Source organism: Streptomyces sp. NPDC002853, from assembly GCF_053591915.1.
The window spans coordinates 144,935-169,746 of the sequence record NZ_JBSFUS010000004.1 but is presented as its reverse complement, the minus strand read 5'-3'; the positions used below and the strand labels follow the sequence as shown (position 1 = coordinate 169,746).

The following is a 24,812-nucleotide window of genomic DNA, read 5'->3' as shown; positions in this document are numbered from 1 at the left end:
GGCGGTCAGACGGCGAAGGTGTCCGGATCCGCCGCCTTCCAGTCGGCGGCCCAGCTCGCGGGCGGTGCGGTGAGCAGTTCGCCCGGGGACAGCCACTCGTACAGCTCGGCGTAGGACCGGAAATCGCCGTGGTCCTCGCGGCGGCGCAGGAGATGCGGGCCAAGGCCCGCGGCGTCGCGTATGCCCATCGCGGCCATGATCTGCAGCGCGCTCTGCACGGTGGCCCGCTGGTAGCGCGTGACGCGCGCTGCCTTGTCGATGACGTCGAGTGCGCGGGCCCGGCGCGGGTCCTGGGTGGTGACGCCGGTCGGACAGCGGTTGGTGTGGCAGCGCTGGGCCTGTATGCAGCCGACGGCGAACATCATCGCGCGGGCCGCGTTGGTGTAGTCGGCGCCCAGCAGGAGGCACTTGACGATGTCGGAACCCGTCGCCACCTTCCCGCTGGCGCCGAGACGGATCCGGTCCCGCAGGCCCGCTCCCGTCAGGGCGCTGTGCACGGTGAACAGGCCCTCCCGCAGCGGCATGCCGAGGTGGTCGGCGAACTCGAGCGGCGCCGCTCCCGTGCCGCCCTCCGCGCCGTCCACGACGATGAAGTCCGGGGTGATGCCTTCCTCGACCATGGCCTTGCACACGGCGAGGAACTGGGTCCGGGACCCGGGGCACAGCTTGAAGCCCACCGGCTTGCCGCGCGTCAGTTCCCGCATCCGGGCGATGAACCGGACGAGTTCGCGAGGGGTGGAGAAGACGCGGTGGTACGGCGGCGAGACCACGGTCTCGCCCTCGGGAACGCCCCGGACCGAGGCGATCTCGGCGTTGACCTTGCTGCCGGGCAGTACGCCGCCGATCCCCGGCTTCGCACCCTGCGACAGCTTGAGCGACACGCAGCGCACGGAGGGATGGGCGGCCTTCTCGGCGAACTGCCGCGGGTCGAAGTTCCCGTCACGGGTGCGGCAGCCGAAGTAGCCGGTGCCTATCTCCCAGACGAGGTCGCCGCCGGGCCGCAGGTGGTGGGAGGAGAGGCCGCCCTCGCCGGTGTCGTGGGCGAAACCGCCGCGCGCCGCACCCGTGTTCAGCGCCACGACGGCGTTGGAGGAGAGCGAGCCGAAGCTCATCGCCGAGACGTTGAGGAGCGCCATGTCGTACGGCTGGGTGCAGTCGGGGCCGCCGATCCGGATGCGGGGCGGCTCGTCGGGTACGGCCACCGGTGCCATGGACGGCACGAGGAACTCGTAGCCGCGGGCGTCCATGTCGCGCTCGCTGCCGAACGGTTCCTCGGCGGCGACCCCCTTGGCCCGCTCGTAGACGATGCTGCGGGTGTCGCGGTCGTAGGGCCTGCCGTCGTAGTTGCGTTCCACGAAGTACTGCTGCAGCTCCGGGCGCAGTGTTTCCATCAGGAACCGCAGATGGCCGAGCACGGGGTAGTTGCGCAGCACGGAGTGCCGCCTTTGCACCAGGTCGTACACACCGGTCAGTGCCACGCACAGGAGAGGCACCGCGGCCGCCCACCACCACGGCGATGCCAGGAGGGCGAGAAGCACACCGCCCACTGCGCAGGCCATCAGCAGGCCCACTGTCACGAAACGCGTCATGCACGTCGTGTGACCTGATTTCAGCTGGTCACACGTTCCTCGTGATCCAGAAACGCGGCCGTGGCCGACACGAAGCGCCCGGCGTCGTCGAGCCAGGGGTAGTGCCCGGCCGCCGGCTGCACCACGAAACTCGCGTCGCGGAACAGTGCCGCGAACTCGGACACCGCCCGCGGGGGGACTGTTCATGTCGAACTCCCCGGTGAGCAGCAACACCGGCATCTCACAGCCCGCGAGCCCCGCACGAGTGGCCTCCGCCTCGAAGGCGCCCTCTGCCGCGAACCAGTCGACGGCTTCCTTGTTGTCCGGCCGGCTTGTGGCGCAGTGCTGCTGGGCGGCGGCGTCCCATCTGCCGTAGAAGAAGGGGCTGATGGCGTCCCAGTCGGAGCCGGTGCCCTCGGTGATCGCTTCAAGTGCGGCGAACGCCGAGGGGAACCACGGCTCGCCCTTGCGCGCCGAGGCGAGCTCACGTCGCATCGCAGCGGGGACGGCGATGCCGACGGCTCGGGTGCCGGGGCCGATCAGGGCGAGCTTGCGGACGTTGTGGGGGTGGCGGGCCACGTATTGCGCGGCGACGTTGGCACCGCCGGAGTGGCCGAGCAGGTCCATCTTGTGGAGCCCGAGGTGTTGGCGCAGGGCCTCGACGTCATCGACGAGACGGTCGCACCGGTAGGAGGAGGGGTCTTCGGGGATCGCGGACCGGCCGGTGCCGCGACTGTCCATGACGATGAGTCGCCGATGCTCGGACAAGCCGCCGAGATCGCCGAGATAGCGGGAGTCCGCGGGACCGCCGGGAATGCATACGAGAGGGACGTCGGCCACGTGCACGTCTTTGTGCGGGCCGCCGGACACGTCTCCGTGTACGCGGTAGGCGAGCTGGGTTCCGTCAGGCGCGGAGTAGGTGGGCATGGGTCGGATCCTGGCACTCATAACCAGGTTATACAACCCGGTTATGCCGACGGTTGTGCCGAGCTGTATAACCGAGCCATGGCAGCTGAAGAGGGCACGCGCGCGGTCTTCCCCGAGGGCTCCGGGGCGCTGACCGAGGGACAGGCCGAGCGGATGCTCGCCGGCATGAACGAGGTCATCCGCGCGGGCGAGGAGATGCGCAGGCTCCGCGCCGAGATGATCAAGCTGTTCGCCGATCTCGGCTGGACGCAGGACAAGATCGCGGAGCTGGCGGACATGAGTCAGCCCGCCGTGTCCAAGCAGGTGGCGAAACGCGAGGCGGGCGACCGGCCGCCGCCGATGGAGCTCCACCTCGACCAGCGGGACCCGCCGTGGCTCGAAGGACGCCTGTGGGGCCTTGCTGAAGTGGTCTCGGAGGCCCTGGGCGAGGCCGCCCACTGCACACGGCACGTGAACGCACTCGGCCGCGGGCGTAAACGCTTCACGCCCCAGAGCGTCGACGAGCTGCGGCGGCTCCTCGAAGAGGACTTGAGGCGGCATCAGGCGCAACTGCCGGGCGCCCACCGGGACACGTACGACGAGATCGCTCGTCGGCTCGACATCCCCGCGGACGTCACCGCCACCGGATCGGCCTCCGTGCGCCGGACTCTCGCCCATGCGATCCAGCGCGATCGGCTCGGAAATTGACCCTTGATTTCGGCACTGAATTGCACTCAAGGGAGGGTCTATCGGGCTCATAGAGTGGTGATCACAACGACGCGAGCAAGCGCCGCAGAACCGAAGGGACACCACCATGAGCAGCAAGAACGCCGACTTCGCCGCCATCCTCACCCGCGCGGCGGAGGCCGAGACCAGCGCCGACCCGAGCAGCGTCATGACCCTGCTGGCCGACACGGAAGGACCGGGCGGCGGCTTCACCACCTACCGCTCCACCTTCACCGAAGGGGCCGTCGGCGCCCCCGCGCACTTCCACACCAAGGCCACGGAGCTCTTCTTCGTGATCAGCGGCTCCCTCCAGGTCCTGGTGGGCGAAGAGATCACCGTCCTGCAGGCAGGTGACTTCCTCGCCGTGCCCCCGCACACCCCGCACGCCTTCGCCGCGGCCCCCGGCTGTGAGGCGGACGTCCTCTTCGTCTTCACCCCCGGCATGGCCCGCTTCGACTACCTGCGCCTGCTCGGCAGCGTGATGCGCGGCGAGACCGACCCGAAGAAGATCGCGGAGTCCTCGGAGCGCTACGACAACCACTACGTGGACAGCCCCGTCTGGCGCGAGGCGCTCGCCGCGGCCCAGGCATGACGGCATGATTCCCGGCGTGCATGAGGATGAAAATGCCCGCGGGCACGGGCGATACACGCTCACGGAGACCGAGCATGACCGCGCCTGGGGTGTGTGCGCCGCTGTGGACGGGCTCTTCGGGGAGCCACGGCGTGGGACGTACGAACTGTTCGGCTGGGTTCCGGAAGGCGTCGAGGCGAGGGGGTGGCTCGGCGCCACGGTGTGGCTGGTGCCCGAGGACCGGACACTCGATCCCTGGCTGCTGGAGGACGCGGAGAGTCTGCGGCAACCGCGCGGGACGGACAGCCTCGTACTGACGGGCCTTGACGACTACGAGGGCCCACCCGAGGGATATCGGGGTCCCGTCCGCGTGCACGACGGGTCCCGGTGGCTTGGCTCCTGCCGTGAGTTCGCCCTGGTTCTGCCACCCGAGCGGGCGGCGCCCCCGCTCGTCCTGCGGGGGCTCGCGCCGAGCGAGCAGCTGCGGGCGGCACTGACGAAGGGCACCCGGCGGGCGCTGGACCTGGCAGAGGCTGCCCTGGAAGTACGTGACGACCAGGGGGAGTTGCTTACCGAGCGACTGCTGTGGACCGAGGTCAGATCGTGGTGCGTCTCTTCTTACGGCCCGGACCTGATCGACCTGGAACTCGACGCGGAGCACCTCGCGCCCGTTCCCGAGTACGCCCGTCCCATCTGGGAACGGTGGTACGCCGGGCCCCCTGACACCCCGGGTGCCTGGACCGCCCTGGACACCCGGCACCGAGGTGCCTGGCTCGATCTGGTCCGGGAGCGGGGCTGCCGGCGCGTCCACCAGGCCAGGCCGTCCGGGCACGCCTACGCACTGGACGGCAGGCACATCACCGACGAACCGAGCATCTACCTGGCACTCGGCGAGGCGGTGAACGGTCCTGGCGGCTACTTCGGCGGCTGCCTCGCGGCCCTCGACGACTGCCTGCGCGGCGCCTTCGGCCACACGTCCCCCGCAACGCTGCTCTGGAGGAACGCCGCGACGGCCCGCGCGCACCTGTCGCATTCCCTGACACCCGATGGCCGCCGCTACGACCTGTTCGCCGAGGTACTCGCCGTCTTGGCGGAAGGTGGCGTGCGGGTCACTTTGGCGTGAGCGGGGCCTCGGCAGACGCGCGGACCCGTACTCATACCTCAGGGCGCTCCCAAGGCGTCCCGCAGCTGGGCCAGGACCGGTGCCAGCCTCTCGGGGCTGACCGGCACGGTCCGCTGAAGATCCGCCAGGTCGTCCAGGGCCTCCACGATCTGGTGAGGTGAGGGGGCGTACGACAAGAACGCCCGCAGCTGCTCCTCGGCGCGGTCCCAGTCGGGCATGGCACAGCACAGCACCAGGAGGTTGCTGCGCGCCAGGTCGGCGAAGTCGGGCCAACTGCGCACTTCGGCCTGGTAAATGTCCACGGCCCGTTGCCAATGATCTGCTTCGCCGGGCTCTCCCGACAGCCGCATGGTCAGAGCGCGCTGGTAGGGGAACCAACCGCAGCTGGGGAGGAGCTCGATGGCACGGTCGAAGTCGGCGAGAGCTTTCTCGTAGCGGCCCAGGACCACGTCCACCACGCGCGCGTCGGACACGCCGCGGGCGGCGAGCAGCGCACGGGCCTCGTCCTCGGAGAACGGCTCGAGGGCAACCTCGGTGACCAGGTCGAGGCTGTCACCCCAGCACGCGGGGTTCAAGGGCCCCTGGCCGGCCAGCGCCGCCTGCACGTTGACCGGCACCGCCCCGTACGCCTCGCCGACCAACATGTCCCGCAGCCAGACGTCCAGCAGCGGCGCCGTACGTTCATAGGTGTCGAAGAACAGCACCACCCATGGCCGACGTCCCGCGACGTCACGCAGGTCGGCCAGGAACTGCGGTGTCAGCACTTTGAGTGGTGACAACAGAAACTGCACGTCCTCGTGGCTGCGCAGGCGTGAACTGAGCGCCGTACGCGCCCGGTCGAGGCCGGAGGCGACGTGTTCCGGGCGGACCGCACCGCTCAACGCGCCGATCCCCGACACCAGGCCGAGGCCGGCCACGCCGATCTGTGCCGCGAACGTACTGGAGGGGGAAGGCTCTGCCCGATACGAGGGCCCCGGCCCGCGGCCTCCTTCGCACATCAGTTGTTCCGTGAACGCGGCGTCGGCCTCGTGACACTTCTGCCGGTAGGTGGACAGTTGCTTGTCGAACTGCTTCAACGGACAGTTTTGACGCGCCAGTTGCTCGCTGATGGCCGCCATGGCCTCGACCGCGCTGTGCACGTCGTCCCCGACCACGGCGGTCACCGCTCCCTCTTCGCGGGCCGTCGCCTCCCATCGGCGTATCAGCGTCGACTTGCCCACCCCGGCGAGACCGTGCACGTGGAAGAGGAACTGATAGGTGTCGGCACCGGTCCCTTGCACCAGGTTCTCCCGGAACGCCGCCAGCTCGCGCCGCCGCCCCACGAAGCCACCACTGCGCCGCCGCCGGATCAGTTCCTGCCTCGACACCGGCCCGTTCGCCATCGCAGCCTCCTCAGTGCCGGACCTACAGCATGTCGGATCGTGTGCTGTCGCGGGCCTCAACGGCTGGGCCGGGCGGCAGGAAAGGGGGAGGCGGACGTGAGGGGTGGTGCGGGAGGCTGGGGATGTGTTGATCATGGATGCCGTGTTGGAGACCTACGAGGCCCGAGACTTCACGTTGTGGCCAGTCTCTGATCCTGCCGAGGAGCGGCTTCTGCGGCTGTCCGGTGAGTTGTCGTCGCGTCAGGTCGGCACGGCCATGGCGGTGCTGACGGGATACAACAACAGGCCTCGCAGGCGCGGTGAGCGGCACGCCACGGACGGCCTCGCCCAGGTGAACCGGCTGCTGACCGCCGAGTGTGTGGTCGCGCCTGGTGGTCTGCGGGTCAGAGACACTCGCAGCGGGATCACGGTGAAGCCCGGATGCTGCTTCGGGCTGGAGACCTGGCGGGACTGGCAGAGCCTGTTGGAGGGGGAAGAGCCCTGGCTCGGCCATGACCCCGGGCCGCGTGCCGAGGTTGTGGGCGCGAGCGTCCGACTGTGGCCTGACGCGGACTGTCAGGAGGGGCGGGCCGTCGAGATCCCCCGGGAGCGATTGCGGGAACTCCTGGGTTGCGTCCAGGGTGACCTCACCGGCTTCCTGAAGTCCGTTGAACGGTGGGCTTCTTGCAGCTTTGCGTCCGTCGCGGGCCGGCTCATCGCGACCCTCGACGAGGCCTTCGCCGTATCGGCTCCACTGGGTGAATCGCCGTAGACTTCGAAAACAGGTGCGAGTACCGCAGGTAACGCCGAGGTTCCTCTCTCTTCCCGAATGGAAGTCCCTCGAACTTCTTGTTTACCGCGAGTCGGCTGTGCCAAGGTGAGCTTCCTCGCGCCGAGGCAATGATCAGGATCGCCTTTCTCGTTCGGGATTCGCGCCGCCGACCCAAAAGGTCTTCCGTCGGCCGTATGCGGGCGATCCACGATTTGTTGATCCGTTTTCCCGTACCGGTGAGCCTTAGGTATGCACCAATCAGACGCCCCATTTCGGTGGGTGTGTTTTCCGTGTGCCGTCTATCGGCTCGGAAGGAAAAGGTTCCGTGCAATCCCCTCACCCCCCACGTCCGACCCACGCCCCTCATCCCGGCGTGACCCCTGAAGAATCAGACATGAATCTCGCCGCCCGACTACGCGGCCGGTCGGAGGGTGAGTCCGACCAACCCATCGCGCTGCTCCTCGCGCGGCACTGGCAGGCAACGTACGACTACGCGGCCATCTGCCTGGCCGCTTGGTCGAGTTCGGCCTCCATGGTCGCCACGGCGACCTTCCACCAGATGCTCGAACACATGGCGAGCGCCGAGCCGGGCGGGGCCCTGCGGCCGTACCTCCTGGTGACCGTCAGGGAGACGGTCAGGGGGTGGACCGTCGACGAGCGCATATCCACCCTCATGCCGGAACTCCGCAAACCGACCGGAGGCCGCGGCATGCGGGCGGCGACCTCCATGACACCCGAAAAGCGGCGACTCGCCGCACGCTCCTTCTGGGCCCTTCCCGCAGACGCCCAGTGTCTGCTGTGGCACACCGCGGTCGAGGCCGAGCACATATCCATACCCGCAGGTATGTCAGGCCTCAGCACCGACCTCGCGGCCGACGCACTCGCGCAGGCGCGTGAACAATTCCGGGCAGGCATCGTTCGCGGTCACCGCGAACTCGCGCCGACCAAGGAATGCCCCCTCTACAACCGAATCCTCGATGTCACGATTCGCCGCGGCGGCGCGTTGCTGCCCGATGCGCAACACCACTTGTCGGAGTGCCGCCACTGTCGGGACGTGACCGACCAACTCGTCCATGTGGACAACGAGTTGGGCACATTGCTCGCCGAAGCGGTACTCGGCTGGGGCGCGCGTCGCTATCTGGAGTCGCGCCCGGGGCGCGGGGGTGTGGTGAAGCGCGGCGCGGGCGCCCCCGCGCAGGGTGGCAGGCGCACGGGCGGCGGTGGACGCCATCGTCCGTCGTCCCACAACCCCTTGGCGGGTGGCCCGCTCGCGCAGGCACGCGCACACTCCAGGGCGCTGCGCACCGGGGCGGCCCTGGGGTCGGCGGCCCTGCTCGCGACCGTACTCGTCATCACCCTCTCGTCGGGCGACGGCGACGGCGGTGAGGCCATGCCTCCGACCGGCATGACCGGAAGCCACGACACCGGTCCGGGCGCAGATTCCGAGACGCCGCCCGGGACCCCCACACCTACATCGGCGGGATACCCCGACGGGTCCGATCAGGGCAGGCTCCGCAATGCCGCGGCGGATCTGTGCCTTGACATCCGGGGGAAGACGAAGTCCGGCGCCGAGACGAAGCTGGCGAAGTGTTCGGACGCGGCGAGCCAGCAGTGGTCGTACGACAAGAACGGACTGCTGAGCACCATCGCCCGTCCCGACCTCTGCCTCGACTCGCACCGGGACGACGGCGTGCTTGTCCTCGGCGCATGTGTCGCACCTTCGGCGGCGCATGCCGACGAGGTGCGCTACGACCTCACCGTGCTCGGGGAGTTGCTCCCCCGGTGGCACGAACGGCTGGCCGTCGCGCCTGCCTCCGCGCGCAAGGGCGCGGAAGTGGTGGTCAAGGTCCGCGACGGATCTCAGGAACAGCGATGGATGCTCGACTCCTCGTCGGCGGACCCGAAATCCCGCTCGATCAAGGGCAAGGGCGAGCCGACCGCGAAGGGCGAGGAGGGCGAGGAGGGCGAGGAGAAGGTGAAGGGCGTACGGGGCGCCAAGGGTGGCGGTGACGCGCCCCGTAAGAGTGAGGGTGGGGGCCGAGCCTGCGCGGTGCCGGCCTGCGAGCCGCCTTCGCCCCGTGAGCAGAAGCCGGGGCCGCGGATGGAGGGAAAGGAGAGGGGCCACGGAGGGAAGGGGAAGGGTCGGGAGCCCGCAACAGACTCGACCCGGCGCGGCGATGACGCGGAGCGGTACGCCGAAGCTGGTTGCTGCGCCGCCGCTCCTCTGCCGGTCGGGCCGAGGATTCCTGGTGAGGGCTTTGGCGGGGGCTTTGGCGAGGGCTCCGGTGAGGGCGTTGGTGACAGTTTCGGTGAGCGCGCCCATGCCCCTGTAGGGCGAGTCGAGATGACCGGCGGAGTATCGGCATGGCCTCGATAGGCAGTTGGTGTCAGTGATGTCAGTTGGGTCAGTTGGTCTCCTCGGTCATGGGTGGGGGTGCTGGGTCAGCGCGGCCGCCGGATGCTTAGGGTCGTGCCCATGACGAGGACCACTCCGCCGCGGCCGCTGGACGTCGAGGCGCTGTTCCCTGAGCTCGCCGCATACCGGGGAACCACGACCCGACTGCACCCGAGGCCGGGAAACCCCGACGTGTCGGCCAGCTCCGTGGGCGGCCCGCTGCTGTGGCCGGCGGACGAGCCGTGGCCGGTGTGCACCGAGGTACACCGTCGCAGCAGTGGCCGACGGCCCGCGGACATCCGCCGCAGGCGCAAGGTCCTGGATGACGCCTGGGCCCGCGCGCCCTACTCGGGCCCCACGTCAGAGGACAGGGCGCTCCTGGACGAGCTGAACCGACGGCACCGGATCCCCGACGTCGCCGACACCGACCCGCTGCCGTTGGTCGCGCTCGCGCAGTTGTACCGGCGCGACCTCCCCGACCTGCCGGCCGGCCCGGACGGCTGCGACCTGCTCCAGGTGTTCTGCTGCCCCTTCGACGCCCATGGCCCGAGCCGCTACGGCATGCTGCTTCACCTGCGTTGGCGCAGGTCGGAGGAGGTCGACGAGGTGCTGACCGCGCCGCCTCAACCGCAAGTCGTCGGCGCCGACGGATACGTGCCCGAGCCTTGCGTGCTGCATCCCGAGCAGGTGGTCACGTACCCCTTCGCGGGCCTCCTGCCCGAGGACCTGTGCGACAGGATCTACGCCCGCGAGGAGGCACTTGACGAAGAGTCCGAGGACGAGTGGGAACAGGAACGTGACGCGGATGAAGGCGGGGGCGAGGACGAGGGCGAGGACGAGCGGGCCACCGAGCAGGGTGGCGACAAGCAGGTCTACTACCAGTACGACCTGTCCATCCCACCCGGCTGGCGCGTCGGCGGCTTCGCCTCCTGGCACACCACTGACGCGTCCCCCATGGACTGCCTGACCTGCACCACACCCATGCGCTTGCTGCTGACCATCGCCAGCTCCGAATGGGACGGCGGCAGCGGCAGCTGGAAACCCACGGAGGAGGCAGACCTGCCTCCGCACCCGTTCGGCACGCCCACCAGGGTCATCGTGGGCCGCGCCGGCCTGCTCAACGTCTTCGCGTGCCCCGCCGACCCCGGCCACCCGCACCGCTGGAGCATTCAGTAGCCCGTTGCCGCGAGCGAGGGGGAGAGCCAGGGGTTTCCACAGGTCACAAACGTGTGGAAACGCGTAGCGGCGCGCGTGATACCGATGACAGACTGCACCGATGATCGACGCTCTCCCTGATGGCCTGACGGCACGACACCTTGCCGAGGAGGACCACCCACAGGTGCTCGCGGTGCTGGACGAGTGGTGGGACGGCATGAAAGGACCGGCGGGAGCGCTGGAGCGCTCATTGCTCCTGCCCAGGCTGTACTTCCAGCACTTCACCACCACCAGCTTCGTGGTCGAACGTGCCGGGGAGCAGGCGGAATCAGCCGACAGGGGACAGGCGGAAGCAGCCGACGGGGAACAGGTCGCGGCCTTCCTGATCGGCTTCCTGTCCCAGGCCCAACCCGACGCCGCCTACGTGCACTTCGTCGGCGTCGACCCGCGACTGCACGGGCAAGGCGTGGGGCGAGCCCTGTACCGGGCCTTCTTCGCTCTCGCCCGGTCACACGGCCGCCGGTACGTGCACTGCATCACCAGCCCGCAGAACTCCGCGTCGCAGGCTTTCCATGCCAGGCTCGGCTTCACGGTCTCGTCCTTGAAGCCGGACTACGACGGCCCCGGACTCGACCGGGTGGCGTTCACGCTCGACCTTGCCGAGCGTCAAGACCTCCCCAAGGGGACCGAGTGACCCTCGCCCGGCCCCGTGCGCGCGCCTACGTGTGTTCGCCGCGCAGATTGCCCTCGACGATCCGCTTTAGGGGCCAGACCGCGTCCGTGCCGTAGTGCCCCACGATGCCGTCGGTCTCGACTCACTGAGCACCGAACGCCCGCAACACATAACCCTCAAGGAGCTGTCCGAACGCGTGCGGCGAAGTGATCTCAGGGGCCTCGCTCACCAACTCATCGTGCTCGTCGAGGCCCACGACGAAGGCCACGTCAGCCCAGCCGCCCCGGAAAAGGACCACGAGGAGTTCGGCGCCCGCGGGGCCGGTGATGTGGATGCCGGCCGAGTCCGGGTCCCGCACTTCTGAGCGGCTCGTCTCCAGCCGCTGCGGCCAGGCCGCCGCCCCGTCCCGCCAGGTGAGCGACCCGACCACGAGGCCCGCGGAGGTCCACCGCTGGCGGCGGGTGTTGATCTGGGCGGCTGCCTGGTCGAGATCGATGAGTCGCTTCACCAAATGATCGTCGATCACATGGCACGGCCTCGTCCACTGCCTTTCGGCGGTGGCCCGCGTAAGGAGGGGGTGTTGGCGGGGAGGTGCCTGGTGGTGGTTAATGGCATGGGTGGGTCGTCTGCTGCATGTCAGGCGTGTCTGACGTGGCTGACACATCTGACGTATCTGACGAGTCAGCTGTATCTGCCGTATCTGCCGTATCTGCCGTGCGATGAGCGGGAGTTGAGTTGCCTGTGGGCGCTGAGTCGTTGGGTTCGCCGGAGTCGGAGGAGCCGTCGCGGTCGGCACGTCCCGGTCGGCGCTTCGTCGACCGTTGCGTCGTCGTCAGCGGGGGAGCTCACGGGATCGGTGCGGCGACCGCCCGGCGTCTCGCGGCCGAAGGGGCCGGGGTGGTGATCGCCGACGTGGACGCCGAGGGGGGTGAACGCACCGCACGAGTCATCCGCGAGAGCGGGGGACGTGCGGTCTTCGAGGCGTGCGATGTGGCGGAGGAGGAGTCCTGGGCGCGGGTGGTGGCGGCCGCCCGCGCCCGCTTCGGCCCGGTTTCCGGCCTGCTCAGCAACGCCTACGCGGTGCGCGGTGGCGCGGCCGACGCGATCGAACCGGCGGACTGGAACCTGCAGTTGTCGGTCATGCTGACCGGCGCGTTCCTCGGCGTACGGGCCTGCCTGGACGACTTGCGGGCCACACACGGCGCGGTCGTCTTCGTCTCGTCCGTGCACGCCGTCATGGGCCTGCCGGGCCGTCCCGCCTACGCGGCGGCGAAGGCGGGCCTGACCGGTCTCGCGCGCCAGCTCGCGGTGGAGTACGCACCCGTCGTACGGTTCAACGCCCTTCTGCCGGGCCCCATCCTGACCCGGGCCTGGGACACGATCGGCGCGGACGACCGGGCGCGCAGCATCGAGCAGACCCCAGCGGGCCGCCTCGGCCGCCCGGACGAGGTCGCGTCGAGCGCCGCGTTCCTGCTGAGCGACGAGGCGTCCTTCGTCACCGGGGCCAGTCTCGTGGTGGACGGCGGATGGAGCGTGTACAAGACGTCCGCCTGAGGCCACGACCGTGTCGCCCGCCCCTGGCTGCCAACGACCGTGCCCCACCAGGAGGTTCACCCGATGAAGATCACCCGTATCGAGACGTTCGCGGTGCCGCCGCGCTGGCTGCTCTGCCGCGTGGAGACCGACGAGGGAGTGGTCGGATGGGGTGAGCCGGTGGTCGAAGGGCGTGCCGCCACCGTCCGTACGGCCGTCGGCGAGCTGGCCGAACTGCTCATCGGCAAGGACCCTTCGGGCATCGAGGACCACTGGCAGGTGATGACGAAGGGCTCGTTCTACCGGGGCGGCCCGGTCCTCTCCAGCGCGGTGGCCGGACTCGACCAGGCGCTGTGGGACATCGCGGGCAAGCGGCTCGGCGTACCCGCGTACGTCCTGCTGGGCGGTCCGGTCCGCGAGCGGGTACGGGCCTACAGCTGGGTGGGCGGTGACAGTCCCGCCCACATCACCGAACAGGTGACGGCGCAGGTGGAGGCGGGTTTCACCGCGGTGAAGATGAACGCGAGCGGACGCATGAACCGTCTTGCCACCGTCGCCGACGTCGACGAGATCGTCACCCGTGCCACCGCGGCCCGCGAAGTCCTGGGCCCCGAGCGTGACTTCGCGCTGGACTTCCACGGCCGCTTCCACGCCGCGAACGCCCGGAAGTTGCTGCCGCACCTGGCCCCGCTCGCGCCGATGTTCGTCGAGGAACCGCTCCTGCCCGAGTACGGGCACCTGCTGCCGGCCCTGGTCGCCTCCTCGCCCGTGCCGATCGCCACCGGAGAGCGCCTGTTCTCGCGGCAGGATGTGCTGCCCGCCCTCCAGGCAGGCGTCGCGGTCCTGCAGCCCGACCTGTCCCACGCGGGCGGCATTTCCGAGGTCCGGCGCATCGCCTCCCTCGCCGAGACCTTCGACACCCTCATCGCCCCGCACTGCCCGCTGGGCCCCGTGGCGTTGGCCGCGAGCCTCCAGATCGCGGTCGGCGTCCCCAACTTCCTCATCCAGGAACAGTCGATCGGCATCCACTACAACAAGGGCGCCGATGTCCTCTCCTATCTCGCCGACACCGAGGTGTTCCGCTTCCATCAGGGGCACATCCTGCGTCCGGCCGGGCCGGGGCTCGGCATCGAGATCGACGAGGCGGCGGTGCGTGCGGCCGACGACAGCGAGGCCGACTGGCACAACCCGGTGTGGCGGCACGAGGACGGCTCGTTCGCCGAGTGGTGAGCGCGGCGGGGAGAGGGAGAGGGACCGGAAGAAGGGACAGGAGGCAAGCGCGAAGCGGGAGTTGAGCCGGTACTTTGGACGGCGTGGACTCAGTTCTGCACGAGGCCGACCGTATGCGCGGGTGGGAAGTCGCGTTCCCGCGTCGCGCGGCGCCGCTCGACGGCGTGCTGCTCGCCGGCTTCCGTGACCGGTCGGCGGCCGGTCTGGACATGCGGGTCATTCCGCAGCCCAGAGTGACGGTCGTCGTCGAACTCGGGGACGGCGCGCTGGCCGTCGAGAACATGGGCGGCAGCCGGCTGTTGAGGAGCCTTGCCGCCGGTCTCGCGCCGGGGGAGGCCCGCATCCGCGCCGAGCGCGTGGACTGCGTGGAGGTGCACATGTCTCCGGTGAGCGCCTACTCGCTGCTCGGCGTCCCGCCCGCCGACCTGGACGGCCGGGTCTTCGGTCTCGAGGAGCTGTGGGGGCGCCATGAGCCGCGCCTGCGCGAGCAGTTGACAGCCGCCGGAGGGTGGGACGACCGCTTCGCGCTGATGCACGAGTTCCTGGCACGCCGCCACGCGTCGGCGCGGTCGATGGATCCGGAGATCATCGCCAGCTGGGAGCGCATTGTCTCCCGCCGGGGCCAGGTACGGGTCGCTGACCTGGCGGCCTCGTGCGGGTGGAGCCGCAAGCGCCTGTGGTCGAGGTTCACCGCCCAGGTCGGTCTGACGCCCAAGCGCGCCGCGATGCTCGTACGCTTCGACCGTGCCGTGCGCGGCCTCTCGGCGGGCCGTGACGCGGTCGAGGTCGCCGTGGCGTGCGGCTATGCCGACCAGTCCCACCTGCATCGCGATGTCCTGGCCTTCGCCGGCTGCACACCTGGTGCACTGGGGCCACCCGCGGACATCCGACGGAGCGGGGAACAACGGAGCGCGGAACGACGGAGCGGGGAACATTCGTCCAAGACGTGACGCGCCACCGCCGCTGAGGGTGGGGACATGCACAGCCATGACCCCGCGGGGACGATGCCCGACGCGCCCGCCCTGGTGCTGATCCACGGATACGCCGCGCCGACAGCCAGGTGGAACCCGTTGGCTCTGCTGCTGACCAGAGCAAGAGCGCGCGCTGTCCCCGCCACGGGACCGTTCGCTGTCCCCGCCACGGAACCGTTGCTGACGCTCACAGGGGCAGCGCACGCTCGTTCACCACGTGCTTCATGACGAGCGTCGAGCTCAGGCGCTGCACGCCGGGCAAGGTGGCCAGCTTGTCGTCGTAGAGCCGCTGGAAGGCGGGCAGATCTCTGGTGACGATGCGTACGAGATAGTCGGGGTCCCCGAAAAGGCGCTCGGCCTGCAGGATCTCGGGGATCTCGGTGAGAGCGTGCTCGAAGGCGGAGACGGTGTCGCGGTCCTCCTGGCGCATGGTGACGAAGACCAGCGCCTCGAAGCTCAGACCGACGACGCCCGCGTCCAGGATCGCGCGGTAGCCGCGGATGGCGCCGCTGCGTTCGAGTTCGCGCAGCCGACGGTGGCAGGGGGAGAGGCTCAGCCGCACGCGGGCGGCCAGTTCAGTGACCGTCAGACGGCCGTCTTCCTGGAGCTCCGCAAGAATCTTCCTGTCCACATCATCCATGGGGAAGATTCTGCCATTCCAGTTGTCTGATCTGGCAATACTTGGAAACACCTTTGGCCTCTTCGGAACTAATCTCCTACTCGCAACCTGTTTGAGAGGGAGAAGTACGTCGTGGCCGTCAGTTCCATAACCGCCTTCTGGGCGGTCTCAGTACTGCTCATCCTCGTGCCGGGGGCGGACTGGGCCTACGCGATCAACGCCGGGCTACGCGATCGGTCCGTGGTCCCGGCCGTCGGCGGCCTGCTGCTCGGCTACCTCGCGCTGACCGCCGTGGTCGCCGCCGGGGTGGCGGCCGTGGTGGCGAGCACCCCGTCCGTCCTGACCGCCCTGACCATGCTCGGCGCCCTCTACCTGGTGTGGCTCGGCGTCACCACGCTGGCCCGGCCCGCCGTCGCCGGGACGGCTTCGCATGAGGGGGGCGGCGCGGCGGTCGGGGCCCGGGTTCTCAGGGGGGTGGGGATCAGCGGCCTCAACCCCAAGGCGCTCCTGCTCTTCCTGGCCCTGTTGCCGCAGTTCACCGCCCCGCACGGCAGTTGGCCCCTGGCGGCCCAGATCGGCACGCTCGGCCTGGTCCACACGCTCAGCTGCGCCGCGATCTACCTGAGCGTGGGCGTGCTGGCCCGCACCATCCTGCGGGCGCGCCCCGCGGCCGCGCGCGCCGTCACCCGCGTCTCGGGCGCCGCCATGATCGTGATCGGCGTGCTCCTGATCGCGGAACGCCTCACGGCGGCCTGAGGCGCGCACGGCAAACGACCGAAATGGTCCAGGGTGCGTGCGTCACGCGGCGCCCAGCTCGCCGTCTTCGCCGTCTTCGCCGTCTTCGTCATCTCCGCCCCGCCACTCGTGCGCCAGCAGGGACCAGATCTGCATGTCGTGGCGGACGCCCTTGTACAGGGACTGCTCGCGCAGCGTGCCGTCCAGGTGCATGCCCATGCGCTGGGCGACCGCCCGGCTGCGGGCGTTTCCGGCGCTGTTCCACCACTCGACGCGGTGCAGGCCGCGCTCGCCGAACGCGTACGAGATCAAGTGCCGGACCGCGGCGCTGATCAGGCCGTGGCCCTCACCCGCGGGCTCCGCCCACACGCCGATCTCACAGGTGCCCGCCTTGGCGTCGAACTGCACGAACATCACGCCGCCGATCAGGATGCCGTCCCGCCAGATCCCGTAGATCCGTCCGGCGTCGGCGGCCTGCTTGTCCGCGTACTTCTGGAGGGTGGCACGGGCGGATTCCAGGTCGGTGGAGCGTGAGGCCCAGGGGATCCACGGGTCGGTGTTGGCGCGGGCCCGGTCGATGTGGGCCAGGAACTCGGCGTCCTGCCAGGGCTCCAGCGTGCGGAGCTCGGCGTTCTCGGTCAGCGGTATGGCGTACATGGATGGTCCTATGCGGTTGTCCGGGCAGCCGCGCGCGGGCGTCGGGCCGCCGCGACCAGGTACGTAACGAACGTTGGGTATGTACTCTAGCGGCTATGACGCCGCCCGCCCGTACAGATCATGACGCCCGCAGGACCGAGGTTTCCCAGGCGGTCTGGCGAGTGCTGGCCGCCCATGGATTCGGCGGCCTCACCCTGCGTGCCGTCGCTGCGGAGATGGGGGCCACCACCGGCCTGCTCACGCACTACTTCCCCAGCAAGCGCGCGCTGTTGAGACACGCTCTGGAAGTACTCGACCGGCACTCGGCCGTCCGACCGCGCCCCGCCGCGGAGCGGGCCGGGGAGGCGTCCGGCCTGGTGATGCTGCGGGCGACGCTGCTCGACATCCTCCCGCTGGACGCCGAAAGCGCCGCGAGCAACCGCATCTGGGTGGCCTCCTGGGACGTCGCGCTCGCCGACCCGGAGTTGGCCCAAGAGCACGCCGAGCGCTACCGCCGTGCACGCGAGCGGATGGCCGTGCACATCGCGCAAGCCCAGGAGCTGGGCGAACTGTCGCCCGGCGCACGGCCCGAGGACACCGCTGCCGCGGCCCAGAGCTTCGTGCTCGGCCTGGTGGTTCAGGCGCTGTTCGCGCCGGGGGAGTTCCCTGCGGAGCGGCAGATCGCCCTGGTGGACGCGTACTTGGCGGGGGTCGGGGGCGAAGCCCAGGGGCCGGTCGGGGTGTCCAAGTGATCAGCATCAGCATCAGCGTGAGCCTGGAGTGGGACGGCCTCACCGACCGCGAACGCTGCCCGCAGGCGTTGGTACGAAGGGCCTCGTAGGGTGCACCTTCACGCAGCGCGGGAAGAGAGCGTCGTCGTCGCGGAATTCCCCGGCCTCGCGGACCTGCGCGGTGAGCCGGTCCGCTTCGTGGTGCGGCACCACTCTCCGCAGGGCACACGGCAGGGCGCATGGCTCGTCGAGTTGGACCCCCACCTGTTGGGAATCGCGCGTCCCGCCGATGTTCGCGCGCTGGCCGAGGGAATCCTGGACACCCTCGAACGGGGCTCGTGCGAGCCAGACTTCGCCCTCTACGACGACGGCCACACGGACGTGCGGATGACCGTCGGGTACGACGGCGACGAGCTGTACTTCACCGCCGGAGCGTCCTTCGACCCAACGGGGGACTTCGTCGGCCGTTCCCCGAGCGGTGAGCCCCTCTACCGCAACCGCTTCGGCACGGCGTACCTGGAGTTCCGGGACGTGACCCCGGCCGACCCGGCCCTTCTGGCGCGATGTGCCTACGCGCTGCTCGCGGTGCTTGACGCGGGTCCCGACGACGACAGGAACACGACGACGTCGGTGTCGTGACCCGGCAAGGGCTCAGGCTCGCGCCAGCCGAGGCGGCGGTAGAACGCGAGCGTCTCGTGGGCCTGATCCCACGTCAGCAGCCAGGCCCGCCCGCCGGGAACGGCGTCGGGAGCGGCGAGTGTGGACAGCAACCGCCGCCCCAGACCCGTGCCGCGGGCAACCGCTCGTACGCCCAGCTCGTCGATCTCGAAAGCTCCCACCAACAGCTCGTCCACGCGATCGGAGCCGAGCAGCCGCGTCACCTTGCCGTAGGCGCGGTCGGCGGGGAACGGGGCCTGCGTGGTCCAGCCGGTGACGAAGCCGTCCACCTCGCCGTCGGGCGACAGGGAGAGGGCGGCGCGGAAACCCGGGCGTTGTGTGTCGGTCTCCAGACGCTCGCGGAACGCCTTGCGGGTGGCGGCCGGGTCCCTGTGGTCCCAGGGCGGGGCGGTGAAGACCTCGACGTACGCGTCGGCGAGGCGGTCGGCGAGGGCGAGGACATCGGAGCCGAAGAGCTGCATGGTCATCGAACGTAGTGGTTGCGGCAGGAAGACGTCGCGTGACGTGTGGGGGAGACAAACTCGCGGTGTGGTTGCGCTGCCCCGGGTGGGATGTCATGGGTGACGGCCGCGAATGAGAACGTGCTGCCGCCCGAGTCCGCGAGGAGGCGGTCCGTCTCACCGCGGCCGTCCCCCCCCCACATCCTGACCGCCTTGGTCCGCGCAGGACGTGGCCCTGCATCCGGCCCTTCCTGTCGCCGTCATGCGGCAGATGATCGAACGCGTCCAGGGCTGGGAGGGCGGTGTCGGAGAGGTCGTGTCAGCGGTCTTGGGTCCGTGAGCGGTGGGCCGCGATGCCGGTGACGTCGGGCTCGATCCCGGGGTGCAGGACGAGGGAGTCGTCGTAGTCGCCGCGGTGCTCGTGGCGGTAGGGGAGCGGCTCGGTGACCGGCAGTGCGCGGAGCCGTTCGCGCAGTTCGGCCGCGCGGTCGCCGTAGCCGGTCTCGTCGAGGCGGTCGGCTCCGTAGACGACGTACGGCGGGAGGGCGTCCATCCCCGTGTACCAGAAGGTGCCGTGCAGCACGGGGAACAGCACCTCGTCCAGTTGGCCATGGATGCCGCGCGGCCCGAAGCCCGACTCCCGCGCGCCGACCGTGGTGATGACCATGGCGCGCTTGCCGGCGAGTCCGCCGTCCCCGTAACGCAGCGTCCGCCCCGCGTGGTCCTGGAGCCCGAAGGCGAAGCCCTGCACGAGCACCCGGTCGAACCACCCCTTGAGGATGGCGGGCGGACCGAACCACCACAGGGGGAACTGGAACACGAGTGCGTCGGCCCAGGCGATCTTCTCCTGCTCGGCGGCGATGTCGTCCGTCAGTTTGGCCGCGCCGTACGCGTGCTCCTGCGCGGCGCCGACCCGCAATCGGCCGACCGTCTCGCGGTGGAAGTCGGCGGAGTCCACCACGGGCTTCCAGTCCATCGCGTAGAGGTCGGACTCGCGGACCTCGTGCCCGAGATCGCGCAGCTCTTGGATGCCGTCGGCGCGCAGGGAGCCGTTGAGGGATTGCGGTTCGGGGTGTGCGAATACCCAAAGAATCTTCATGCCATCGATCCTCCGCCGCGGTCGGGTGGGGGACGAGTGGCCAGATGGCCAGGGAGTGCAAGGATCTGGCCACCGCGCAGTGAGGTGCCGGGACGGGCTCATCGAGTGGCACCTCACCCTCAGGTCGAGGGTGAGGGGCAGGCGGGTGGCGGAGGCGTTTTCTGGCGCAGGCGCTGTGCCAGTCCTCCGGCTGGGGCGCCGGGCTTCCGGGCGGTTTCAGTCGGTGGCGCGCATGTTCGCCGGCGCCATCGCACTCTCCCGCGCCACCGTGCTCTCCCGCACCATCAGCTCGTACCCCGCGGTGAGCCGCGTGTGCGGGGCCATCGCGCCCGCGTCGATCCTGCGGAGCAGGGCGTCCACGGCCAGTTCCGCGATGCCTCGTTTGTCGGGGGCGACGGTCGTCAGGCTCGGCACGCTGTAGCGGGATTCCTCCACGTCGTCGAAGCCGACGACGGCCAGGTCGTGCGGGACCCGCAGCCCATGCTCGTGCGCCACCCGCAGTGCGCCGGAGGCAAGCAGGTCGTTGAAGCAGAAGACGGCGTCCGGCGGATCGTCCAGCGTGAGCAGCGCGCGCATCGCGTCGGCGCCCGAGGCGCGGGTGAACGACCTTGTGTGCGGGGCGAGCCGAGGGTCATGCGGGACGCCCGCCGCGTGCAGGGCGGTCAGGTAACCGTGCATGCGCTGGACCGTCGTCGCATGGGAGGGGCCCGAGGGCTGTCCGATGACGGCGACGCGGCGCCGGCCGAGGGACAGGAGGTGGTCGGTGGCCTCGCGCGCCGCCGCCGAGTTGTCGATCAGGACGTGGTCGGCGGGGATCTCGTACGACTGCTCGCCCAGGAGGACGAGGGGCACCCGGCGTTCGCGGGCGGCCAGGACCTGTTCGTCCAGGCGCAGCGGACTGAGCAGGACGCCGTCGATGAGCGGATCGCTGAGCCCGGAAGCGATCCGCAGCTCCTCGTCCGCGCTGCCGCCGGTGTCCTCGATGAGTACCGTGCAGCCGCGTTTCTTCGCGGCGGCGATGACCTGAGCGGCCAGTTCGGCGAAGTACGGCGCGACGAGTTCGGGCACGGCGAGGGCGATGATGCCGCTGCGTCCGGTGCGCAAGTGACGTGCGGAGGCGTTGGGTTGGTAGTCGAGGTCGGCGATGGCGCGCAGGACGCGCTCTCGTGTCCGGTCGGCGACTCTGGTCTCACCCCGGACGACGTTGGACACCGTCTTGATCGATACCCCGGCGCGCTCCGCGACGTCCTTCAGGCGGGTGCCTGCCACGGTGTTTCTCCCTCCCCCTGACCTCCCCCGACAGCAGCAGCGTACGTCATGGTCCAACGTTGTAACCCGGGGGAGTCTGTGTCCGTCGGGCGTGGACGGGAACGGCTACGTGAACAGGTAATGCGTGCGCAGGTGTTGACGCCGTATTGCCAGCTGAGTACAACGTTGTAAACGCAGCAGCTAAGCCACGAGATTCGGTTGCTGGCGATTCGTATTCCAACGTTGCACTCGTACCAGTCTTGACCACCCTGTCTGTCCAACCTGCCCGCCCACCCTGCCTGTCCACTCTGCTTGTCCACCCAGCTTGTCCGTCTTGCCTGCCCGTCTAGTTCGCCGTGGAAGGACGCATGCCCATGCGGGACCGCATACCGACCCCGTCGCCGCCCGCCCCGTCCCGCCGCCGTCTGCTGCGTGGAGGGCTCGCGCTCGGTGCGACCGGCGCCGCCGCACTCACCGCCGGCGGCTGCGGCAGTACCCTCGCGCAGGGATTCACCGGCGGAGCGCCCTCGCCGTCGCGGCTGAACTTCTGGAACCCGTTCACCGGCGGCGACGGCGAGCGGATGCTGGCGATGCAGGACGTCTACCGGGCGGCGCACCGCTCGACGGAACTGAAGTCGGCGACGTTCCTGTGGGGCAACCCGTACTACACGAAGCTCACCCTCGCCACGCTCGGCGACCGGCCGCCGCAGGTCGCGGTGATCCACCTGTCGAAGCTGCCCACGCTCGCCGAGGCGGGGCTGCTCACCGAGCTGCGCACCGAGGATCTGGCCCGGCACGGGCTGACCGAGGACAAGTTCGACGCACGGCCGTGGCGGAAGTCCCAGTTCGCGGGTGCCCCGCACGCCGTGCCGCTGGACACGCACCCCTTCGTGCTCTTCTTCCGCACGGACATCGCCGAGAAGGCCGGACTGCTCGACGGGCAGGGGCAGTTGGTGGACGTGGACGGGCCTGACGCGTTCATCGACGCGTTGCGCGCGGCGAAGGAGGTGACCGGCGCCTGGGGCGGTTCGGTCGCCTCGGTGAAGGAGGCCTCGATGCAGTTCCGTCTCTTCTGGTCGTTCTACCGGCAGGTCGGCGGCGGGGATCTCGTCGCCGACCAGGGCAAGCGGGTGGTCATCGACACCGCAGCGGCGGCCGAGGCGCTCGCCTACATCCGCCGGCTCAGTGCGGAGAAGGTGATCCCGGCGAACACCGACGGGAAGGGCGCCATCACGCTGCTGACCACCGGCAAGGCCGGGTTCCTGATGGACGGCGTCTGGCAGGTCCTCGCGGTCCAGTCGGCGAAGGTGAAGTTCGACATGCGGCCGCTGCCACGCGTCTTCAAGGACGCGCCCTACGCCTGCGCCGCCGACTCACACGCCCTGGTGCTGCCGAAGGCTCCCACCGAGGGCGCCCAGCGCCTCGACCTCTCGCTCGGGTTCGTCGCGTCGATGCTGCACTCCAGCAAGTTGTGGTCGGAGGGCGGTCATGTCCCGGCATGGCTGCCGACACAGCGTTCACGCGCGTACAAGGAACTCGTGCCGCAATCGCACTACGCCACGGCCGCCGACGGCGCGGTCTACGACCCGGCCGCCTGGTACGGCGGCGCGGGAAGCACCCTGCAGAACGTGGTGGGCGACGCCGTGACCTCCGTCTTCACCGGTGACACCAGCCCCACGGCGGGCGCCGCGCGGCTGCGCCGCGACCTGCGGAACCTGGCGTCGCGCCCCGCCCCGGTGTGACCGCCCCGCCGCTCCCGCCCGCCGCTCGGCTCCACCTGCCCCACCTGCCCCTGGATCCCGTACGCCTTGACCGAAAGGCCGAACCGTGGCCACGACGACCGCTCCCACCTCGACGTCCAGCAGAGGCGACCGCTGGGCAGGACCGGGGATGCTGCTGCCCTTCGCCCTCTTCTACCTGGTGTTCCTGGTGGGACCGCTGATCTACACCGTGGTCGCCGGATTCTTCGAGACGAGCCTGCTCAGGAGCGGACTCGGTGACTTCGCGGGTCTGTCGAACTACACGGCGGTGCTCGGCGACGCGGAGTTCTGGCGCACCCTGCGCAACACGCTGTGGTTCACGGCCTTGACGACCGTGCCGCTCGTGCTGCTCAGCCTGGCCCTCGCGCTGCTCGCCGACCGGTTCGTGCGCGGCCGGTGGTTCTTCCGCTTCGCGTTCTTCGCGCCGTTCGTGCTCCCCTCCGCGGTCGTCTCGCTGCTCTTCATGTTCATCTACGCCGATCAACTGGGCCTGGCCCAGGAGGTGGTGAAGTGGTTCGGCGTCGACACCCCGCCGTCCTGGCTGGGCGACCCTGACTGGGCGATGATCTCCATCGCGGCGGCCACGGTGTGGTGGACGGTCGGCTTCAACTTCGTGCTCTACCTGGCCGGACTGCAGGACGTGCCGCGCGAGGTGCACGAGGCGGCCGCCATCGACGGGGCCGGGCCCTGGCAGCGCATCCGGCACGTGGTCGTGCCGATGCTGGGCCGTACGACGACGCTGGTGACGGTGTTGCAGGTCATCGCCTCGCTGAAGGTCTTCGACCAGATCTACATGATGACCAGCGGCGGCCCCGACGGCAGCACCCGCCCCTCGCTCCAGCTCATCTACGACACCGGCTTCGTCGAGGGCCGCGTGGGCTACGCCTCCACCGTGTCGCTGCTGCTGTTCCTGGTGATCCTGTTCGTCTCCCTCGTCTGGTTCGCCCTCGTACGCCGCGCCGAGAAGGAGAGCTGACCATGACCGCGATCGCCACACGCCCCGAGACCGAACGCCGCGACACCACCGCCCCGCAGGGCCGACGCCGCGACTCGGAGCGCCTCTTCAACCGGGTGGCGCTCGGCACGCTCATCGCGCTCGCGCTGCTGTGGCTGGTGCCGCTGGCGTGGGCGCTGGCCACCTCGGTGCGGCCCGCGCAGGAGGTCGTCACCAATCCCACCGCGTGGTTCACCGCCCACCCGACGCTGGACGCGTACGGAGAGATCTTCGACGCGGGCAAGCTGCCCTACTGGTACGCCAACAGCTTCATCACCTCGACCCTCACCACGGTCCTCACGGTGATCATGGCGTCGCTCGCGGCGTTCGCCCTGTCGCAGACCCGGTTTCGGCTGCGCCGGGCCGCGTTCGTGATGCTGCTCGCCGGGATCATGATCCCGGGCCAGGTACTGATGATCCCGCAGTTCCTCGCGCTCCAGTCGGCGGGACTGCTGAACACCTACTGGGGCGTGGTGCTGCCCCAAGTCCCCAATGTGGTCGCCGTGTTCGTCTTCAAGCAGTTCTTCGACGGGATTCCGCGGGAGCTGATCGACGCGGCGCGTGCGGATGGCGCGGGCTGGCTGCGCACCTATTGGCAGATCGTGATGCCGATCTCCCGCCCGGCCGTCTCCGCGGTCACGATCTTCGTGTTCGTCGGCGTCTGGAACAACTTCCTGTGGCCCCTGCTCGTGGTGACCGACCCCGAGATGATGACGCTGCCCGTCGGACTCACCTCCGTCCAGGACGTGTTCGGCGTGCCCTACGCCCAGCTCATGGCGTCCGCCGTACTCGGCGCGATCCCGTTGCTCGCCGTCTTCGCGCTGTTCCAGCGCCGCATCGTCGAGGGCATCGCAGGCACCGGCCTCAAATAGCCCACCCATCGCCCGG

General features: G+C 69.8%; 24 protein-coding genes and 1 pseudogene. 16 read left to right on the top strand and 9 right to left on the bottom strand.

The features are described from left to right. Window positions 1–5 precede the first annotated feature (5 nt). Window positions 6–1,589, bottom strand: a complete 1,584-nt coding sequence (locus ACWD02_RS11970) for an FMN-binding glutamate synthase family protein (RefSeq protein ID WP_451207955.1) — start codon at window positions 1,587–1,589, stop codon at window positions 6–8. Between the two features lie 20 nt (window positions 1,590–1,609). After that, window positions 1,610–2,495: pseudogene (locus tag ACWD02_RS11965) on the bottom strand (alpha/beta fold hydrolase). A 78-nt stretch (window positions 2,496–2,573) separates the two neighbouring features. Here ACWD02_RS11965 and ACWD02_RS11960 point away from each other — a divergent pair. The 3 genes from ACWD02_RS11960 to ACWD02_RS11950 all read left to right on the top strand — a co-directional run bounded on the left by ACWD02_RS11960 (window position 2,574) and on the right by ACWD02_RS11950 (window position 4,894). Further along, window positions 2,574–3,182 carry a sigma-70 family RNA polymerase sigma factor gene (locus tag ACWD02_RS11960; RefSeq protein ID WP_451207952.1) on the top strand — a complete coding sequence of 203 codons (609 nt, stop codon included), beginning with the start codon at window positions 2,574–2,576 and terminating at the stop codon, window positions 3,180–3,182. Between the two features lie 106 nt (window positions 3,183–3,288). Further along, on the top strand, window positions 3,289–3,792 hold the full coding sequence (locus ACWD02_RS11955; protein ID WP_451207949.1) for a cupin domain-containing protein: 504 nt from the start codon (window positions 3,289–3,291) through the stop codon (window positions 3,790–3,792). Window positions 3,793–3,796: 4 nt separating this feature from the next. Continuing rightward, complete coding sequence (locus ACWD02_RS11950; protein ID WP_451207946.1) at window positions 3,797–4,894, top strand: barstar family protein; 1,098 nt, start codon at window positions 3,797–3,799, stop codon at window positions 4,892–4,894. A gap of 38 nt (window positions 4,895–4,932) precedes the next feature. On the opposite strand, the gene ACWD02_RS11945 is transcribed toward ACWD02_RS11950, so the two are convergent. Then, window positions 4,933–6,276 carry an AAA family ATPase gene (locus ACWD02_RS11945; protein WP_451207944.1) on the bottom strand — a complete coding sequence of 448 codons (1,344 nt, stop codon included), beginning with the start codon at window positions 6,274–6,276 and terminating at the stop codon, window positions 4,933–4,935. Window positions 6,277–6,409: 133 nt separating this feature from the next. On the opposite strand from ACWD02_RS11945, the gene ACWD02_RS11940 reads away from it, so the two are divergent. The 4 genes from ACWD02_RS11940 (at window position 6,410) to ACWD02_RS11925 (ending at window position 11,271) form a co-directional block, all read left to right on the top strand. Further along, window positions 6,410–7,027 carry a hypothetical protein gene (locus ACWD02_RS11940; RefSeq protein WP_451207941.1) on the top strand — a complete coding sequence of 206 codons (618 nt, stop codon included), beginning with the start codon at window positions 6,410–6,412 and terminating at the stop codon, window positions 7,025–7,027. Between the two features lie 394 nt (window positions 7,028–7,421). Continuing rightward, window positions 7,422–9,404 (top strand): RICIN domain-containing protein, encoded by a 1,983-nt coding sequence (locus tag ACWD02_RS11935; protein WP_451207938.1) that lies wholly within the window; start codon window positions 7,422–7,424, stop codon window positions 9,402–9,404. A gap of 99 nt (window positions 9,405–9,503) precedes the next feature. Further along, window positions 9,504–10,598: a hypothetical protein gene (locus ACWD02_RS11930; protein ID WP_451207936.1), complete on the top strand. Its 1,095-nt coding sequence runs from the start codon at window positions 9,504–9,506 to the stop codon at window positions 10,596–10,598. A gap of 100 nt (window positions 10,599–10,698) precedes the next feature. Continuing rightward, window positions 10,699–11,271, top strand: a complete 573-nt coding sequence (locus tag ACWD02_RS11925; protein ID WP_451207934.1) for a GNAT family N-acetyltransferase — start codon at window positions 10,699–10,701, stop codon at window positions 11,269–11,271. 121 nt (window positions 11,272–11,392) lie between these two features. Here ACWD02_RS11925 and ACWD02_RS11920 read toward each other — a convergent pair whose 3' ends face one another. Then, window positions 11,393–11,758 carry a hypothetical protein gene (locus ACWD02_RS11920; protein WP_451207932.1) on the bottom strand — a complete coding sequence of 122 codons (366 nt, stop codon included), beginning with the start codon at window positions 11,756–11,758 and terminating at the stop codon, window positions 11,393–11,395. 233 nt (window positions 11,759–11,991) lie between these two features. Between ACWD02_RS11920 and ACWD02_RS11915 the strand changes: the two genes are divergently transcribed. The 3 genes from ACWD02_RS11915 to ACWD02_RS11905 all read left to right on the top strand — a co-directional run bounded on the left by ACWD02_RS11915 (window position 11,992) and on the right by ACWD02_RS11905 (window position 14,963). Further along, complete coding sequence (locus ACWD02_RS11915; protein WP_451209156.1) at window positions 11,992–12,804, top strand: SDR family NAD(P)-dependent oxidoreductase; 813 nt, start codon at window positions 11,992–11,994, stop codon at window positions 12,802–12,804. A gap of 63 nt (window positions 12,805–12,867) precedes the next feature. Then, on the top strand, window positions 12,868–14,013 hold the full coding sequence (gene dgoD / locus ACWD02_RS11910) for a galactonate dehydratase (RefSeq protein ID WP_451207929.1): 1,146 nt from the start codon (window positions 12,868–12,870) through the stop codon (window positions 14,011–14,013). 83 nt (window positions 14,014–14,096) lie between these two features. Next, window positions 14,097–14,963, top strand: a complete 867-nt coding sequence (locus tag ACWD02_RS11905; protein ID WP_451207927.1) for a helix-turn-helix domain-containing protein — start codon at window positions 14,097–14,099, stop codon at window positions 14,961–14,963. Window positions 14,964–15,171: 208 nt separating this feature from the next. Here the strand turns inward: ACWD02_RS11905 and ACWD02_RS11900 are convergent, their stop codons facing one another. Next, window positions 15,172–15,624 carry an Lrp/AsnC family transcriptional regulator gene (locus ACWD02_RS11900; protein ID WP_451207925.1) on the bottom strand — a complete coding sequence of 151 codons (453 nt, stop codon included), beginning with the start codon at window positions 15,622–15,624 and terminating at the stop codon, window positions 15,172–15,174. A 111-nt stretch (window positions 15,625–15,735) separates the two neighbouring features. On the opposite strand from ACWD02_RS11900, the gene ACWD02_RS11895 reads away from it, so the two are divergent. Next, a complete protein-coding gene (locus ACWD02_RS11895) occupies window positions 15,736–16,359 on the top strand; it encodes a LysE family translocator (protein ID WP_451207922.1) in 624 nt (207 codons plus the stop codon). 42 nt (window positions 16,360–16,401) lie between these two features. Here the strand turns inward: ACWD02_RS11895 and ACWD02_RS11890 are convergent, their stop codons facing one another. Beyond that, on the bottom strand, window positions 16,402–16,995 hold the full coding sequence (locus ACWD02_RS11890) for a GNAT family N-acetyltransferase (protein WP_451207919.1): 594 nt from the start codon (window positions 16,993–16,995) through the stop codon (window positions 16,402–16,404). 95 nt (window positions 16,996–17,090) lie between these two features. Between ACWD02_RS11890 and ACWD02_RS11885 the strand changes: the two genes are divergently transcribed. Then, complete coding sequence (locus ACWD02_RS11885) at window positions 17,091–17,726, top strand: TetR/AcrR family transcriptional regulator (protein ID WP_451207916.1); 636 nt, start codon at window positions 17,091–17,093, stop codon at window positions 17,724–17,726. Window positions 17,727–17,816: 90 nt separating this feature from the next. Further along, window positions 17,817–18,344 (top strand): hypothetical protein, encoded by a 528-nt coding sequence (locus tag ACWD02_RS11880; protein ID WP_451207914.1) that lies wholly within the window; start codon window positions 17,817–17,819, stop codon window positions 18,342–18,344. On the opposite strand, the gene ACWD02_RS11875 is transcribed toward ACWD02_RS11880, so the two are convergent. The 3 genes from ACWD02_RS11875 to ACWD02_RS11865 all read right to left on the bottom strand — a co-directional run bounded on the left by ACWD02_RS11875 (window position 18,275) and on the right by ACWD02_RS11865 (window position 21,191). Next, entirely contained in the window at window positions 18,275–18,850 is a 576-nt protein-coding gene (locus ACWD02_RS11875) for a GNAT family N-acetyltransferase (RefSeq protein ID WP_451207912.1), read from the bottom strand. The two genes, ACWD02_RS11880 and ACWD02_RS11875, sit on opposite strands and share 70 nt — an antisense overlap. Window positions 18,851–19,142: 292 nt before the next feature. Further along, on the bottom strand, window positions 19,143–19,922 hold the full coding sequence (locus tag ACWD02_RS11870) for an NAD(P)H-dependent oxidoreductase (RefSeq protein ID WP_451207909.1): 780 nt from the start codon (window positions 19,920–19,922) through the stop codon (window positions 19,143–19,145). Window positions 19,923–20,138: 216 nt separating this feature from the next. Next, window positions 20,139–21,191 (bottom strand): LacI family DNA-binding transcriptional regulator, encoded by a 1,053-nt coding sequence (locus ACWD02_RS11865; protein ID WP_451207906.1) that lies wholly within the window; start codon window positions 21,189–21,191, stop codon window positions 20,139–20,141. 353 nt (window positions 21,192–21,544) lie between these two features. Between ACWD02_RS11865 and ACWD02_RS11860 the strand changes: the two genes are divergently transcribed. The 3 genes from ACWD02_RS11860 (at window position 21,545) to ACWD02_RS11850 (ending at window position 24,796) form a co-directional block, all read left to right on the top strand. Continuing rightward, window positions 21,545–22,912, top strand: a complete 1,368-nt coding sequence (locus tag ACWD02_RS11860) for an extracellular solute-binding protein (protein ID WP_451207903.1) — start codon at window positions 21,545–21,547, stop codon at window positions 22,910–22,912. Between the two features lie 85 nt (window positions 22,913–22,997). Further along, the gene (locus ACWD02_RS11855; RefSeq protein WP_451207900.1) at window positions 22,998–23,906 is read left to right on the top strand and encodes a carbohydrate ABC transporter permease; all 909 of its coding nucleotides are present in this window, start codon (window positions 22,998–23,000) and stop codon (window positions 23,904–23,906) included. Between the two features lie 2 nt (window positions 23,907–23,908). Further along, window positions 23,909–24,796 carry a carbohydrate ABC transporter permease gene (locus tag ACWD02_RS11850; protein WP_451207898.1) on the top strand — a complete coding sequence of 296 codons (888 nt, stop codon included), beginning with the start codon at window positions 23,909–23,911 and terminating at the stop codon, window positions 24,794–24,796. The last annotated feature ends 16 nt before the right edge of the window (window positions 24,797–24,812 follow it).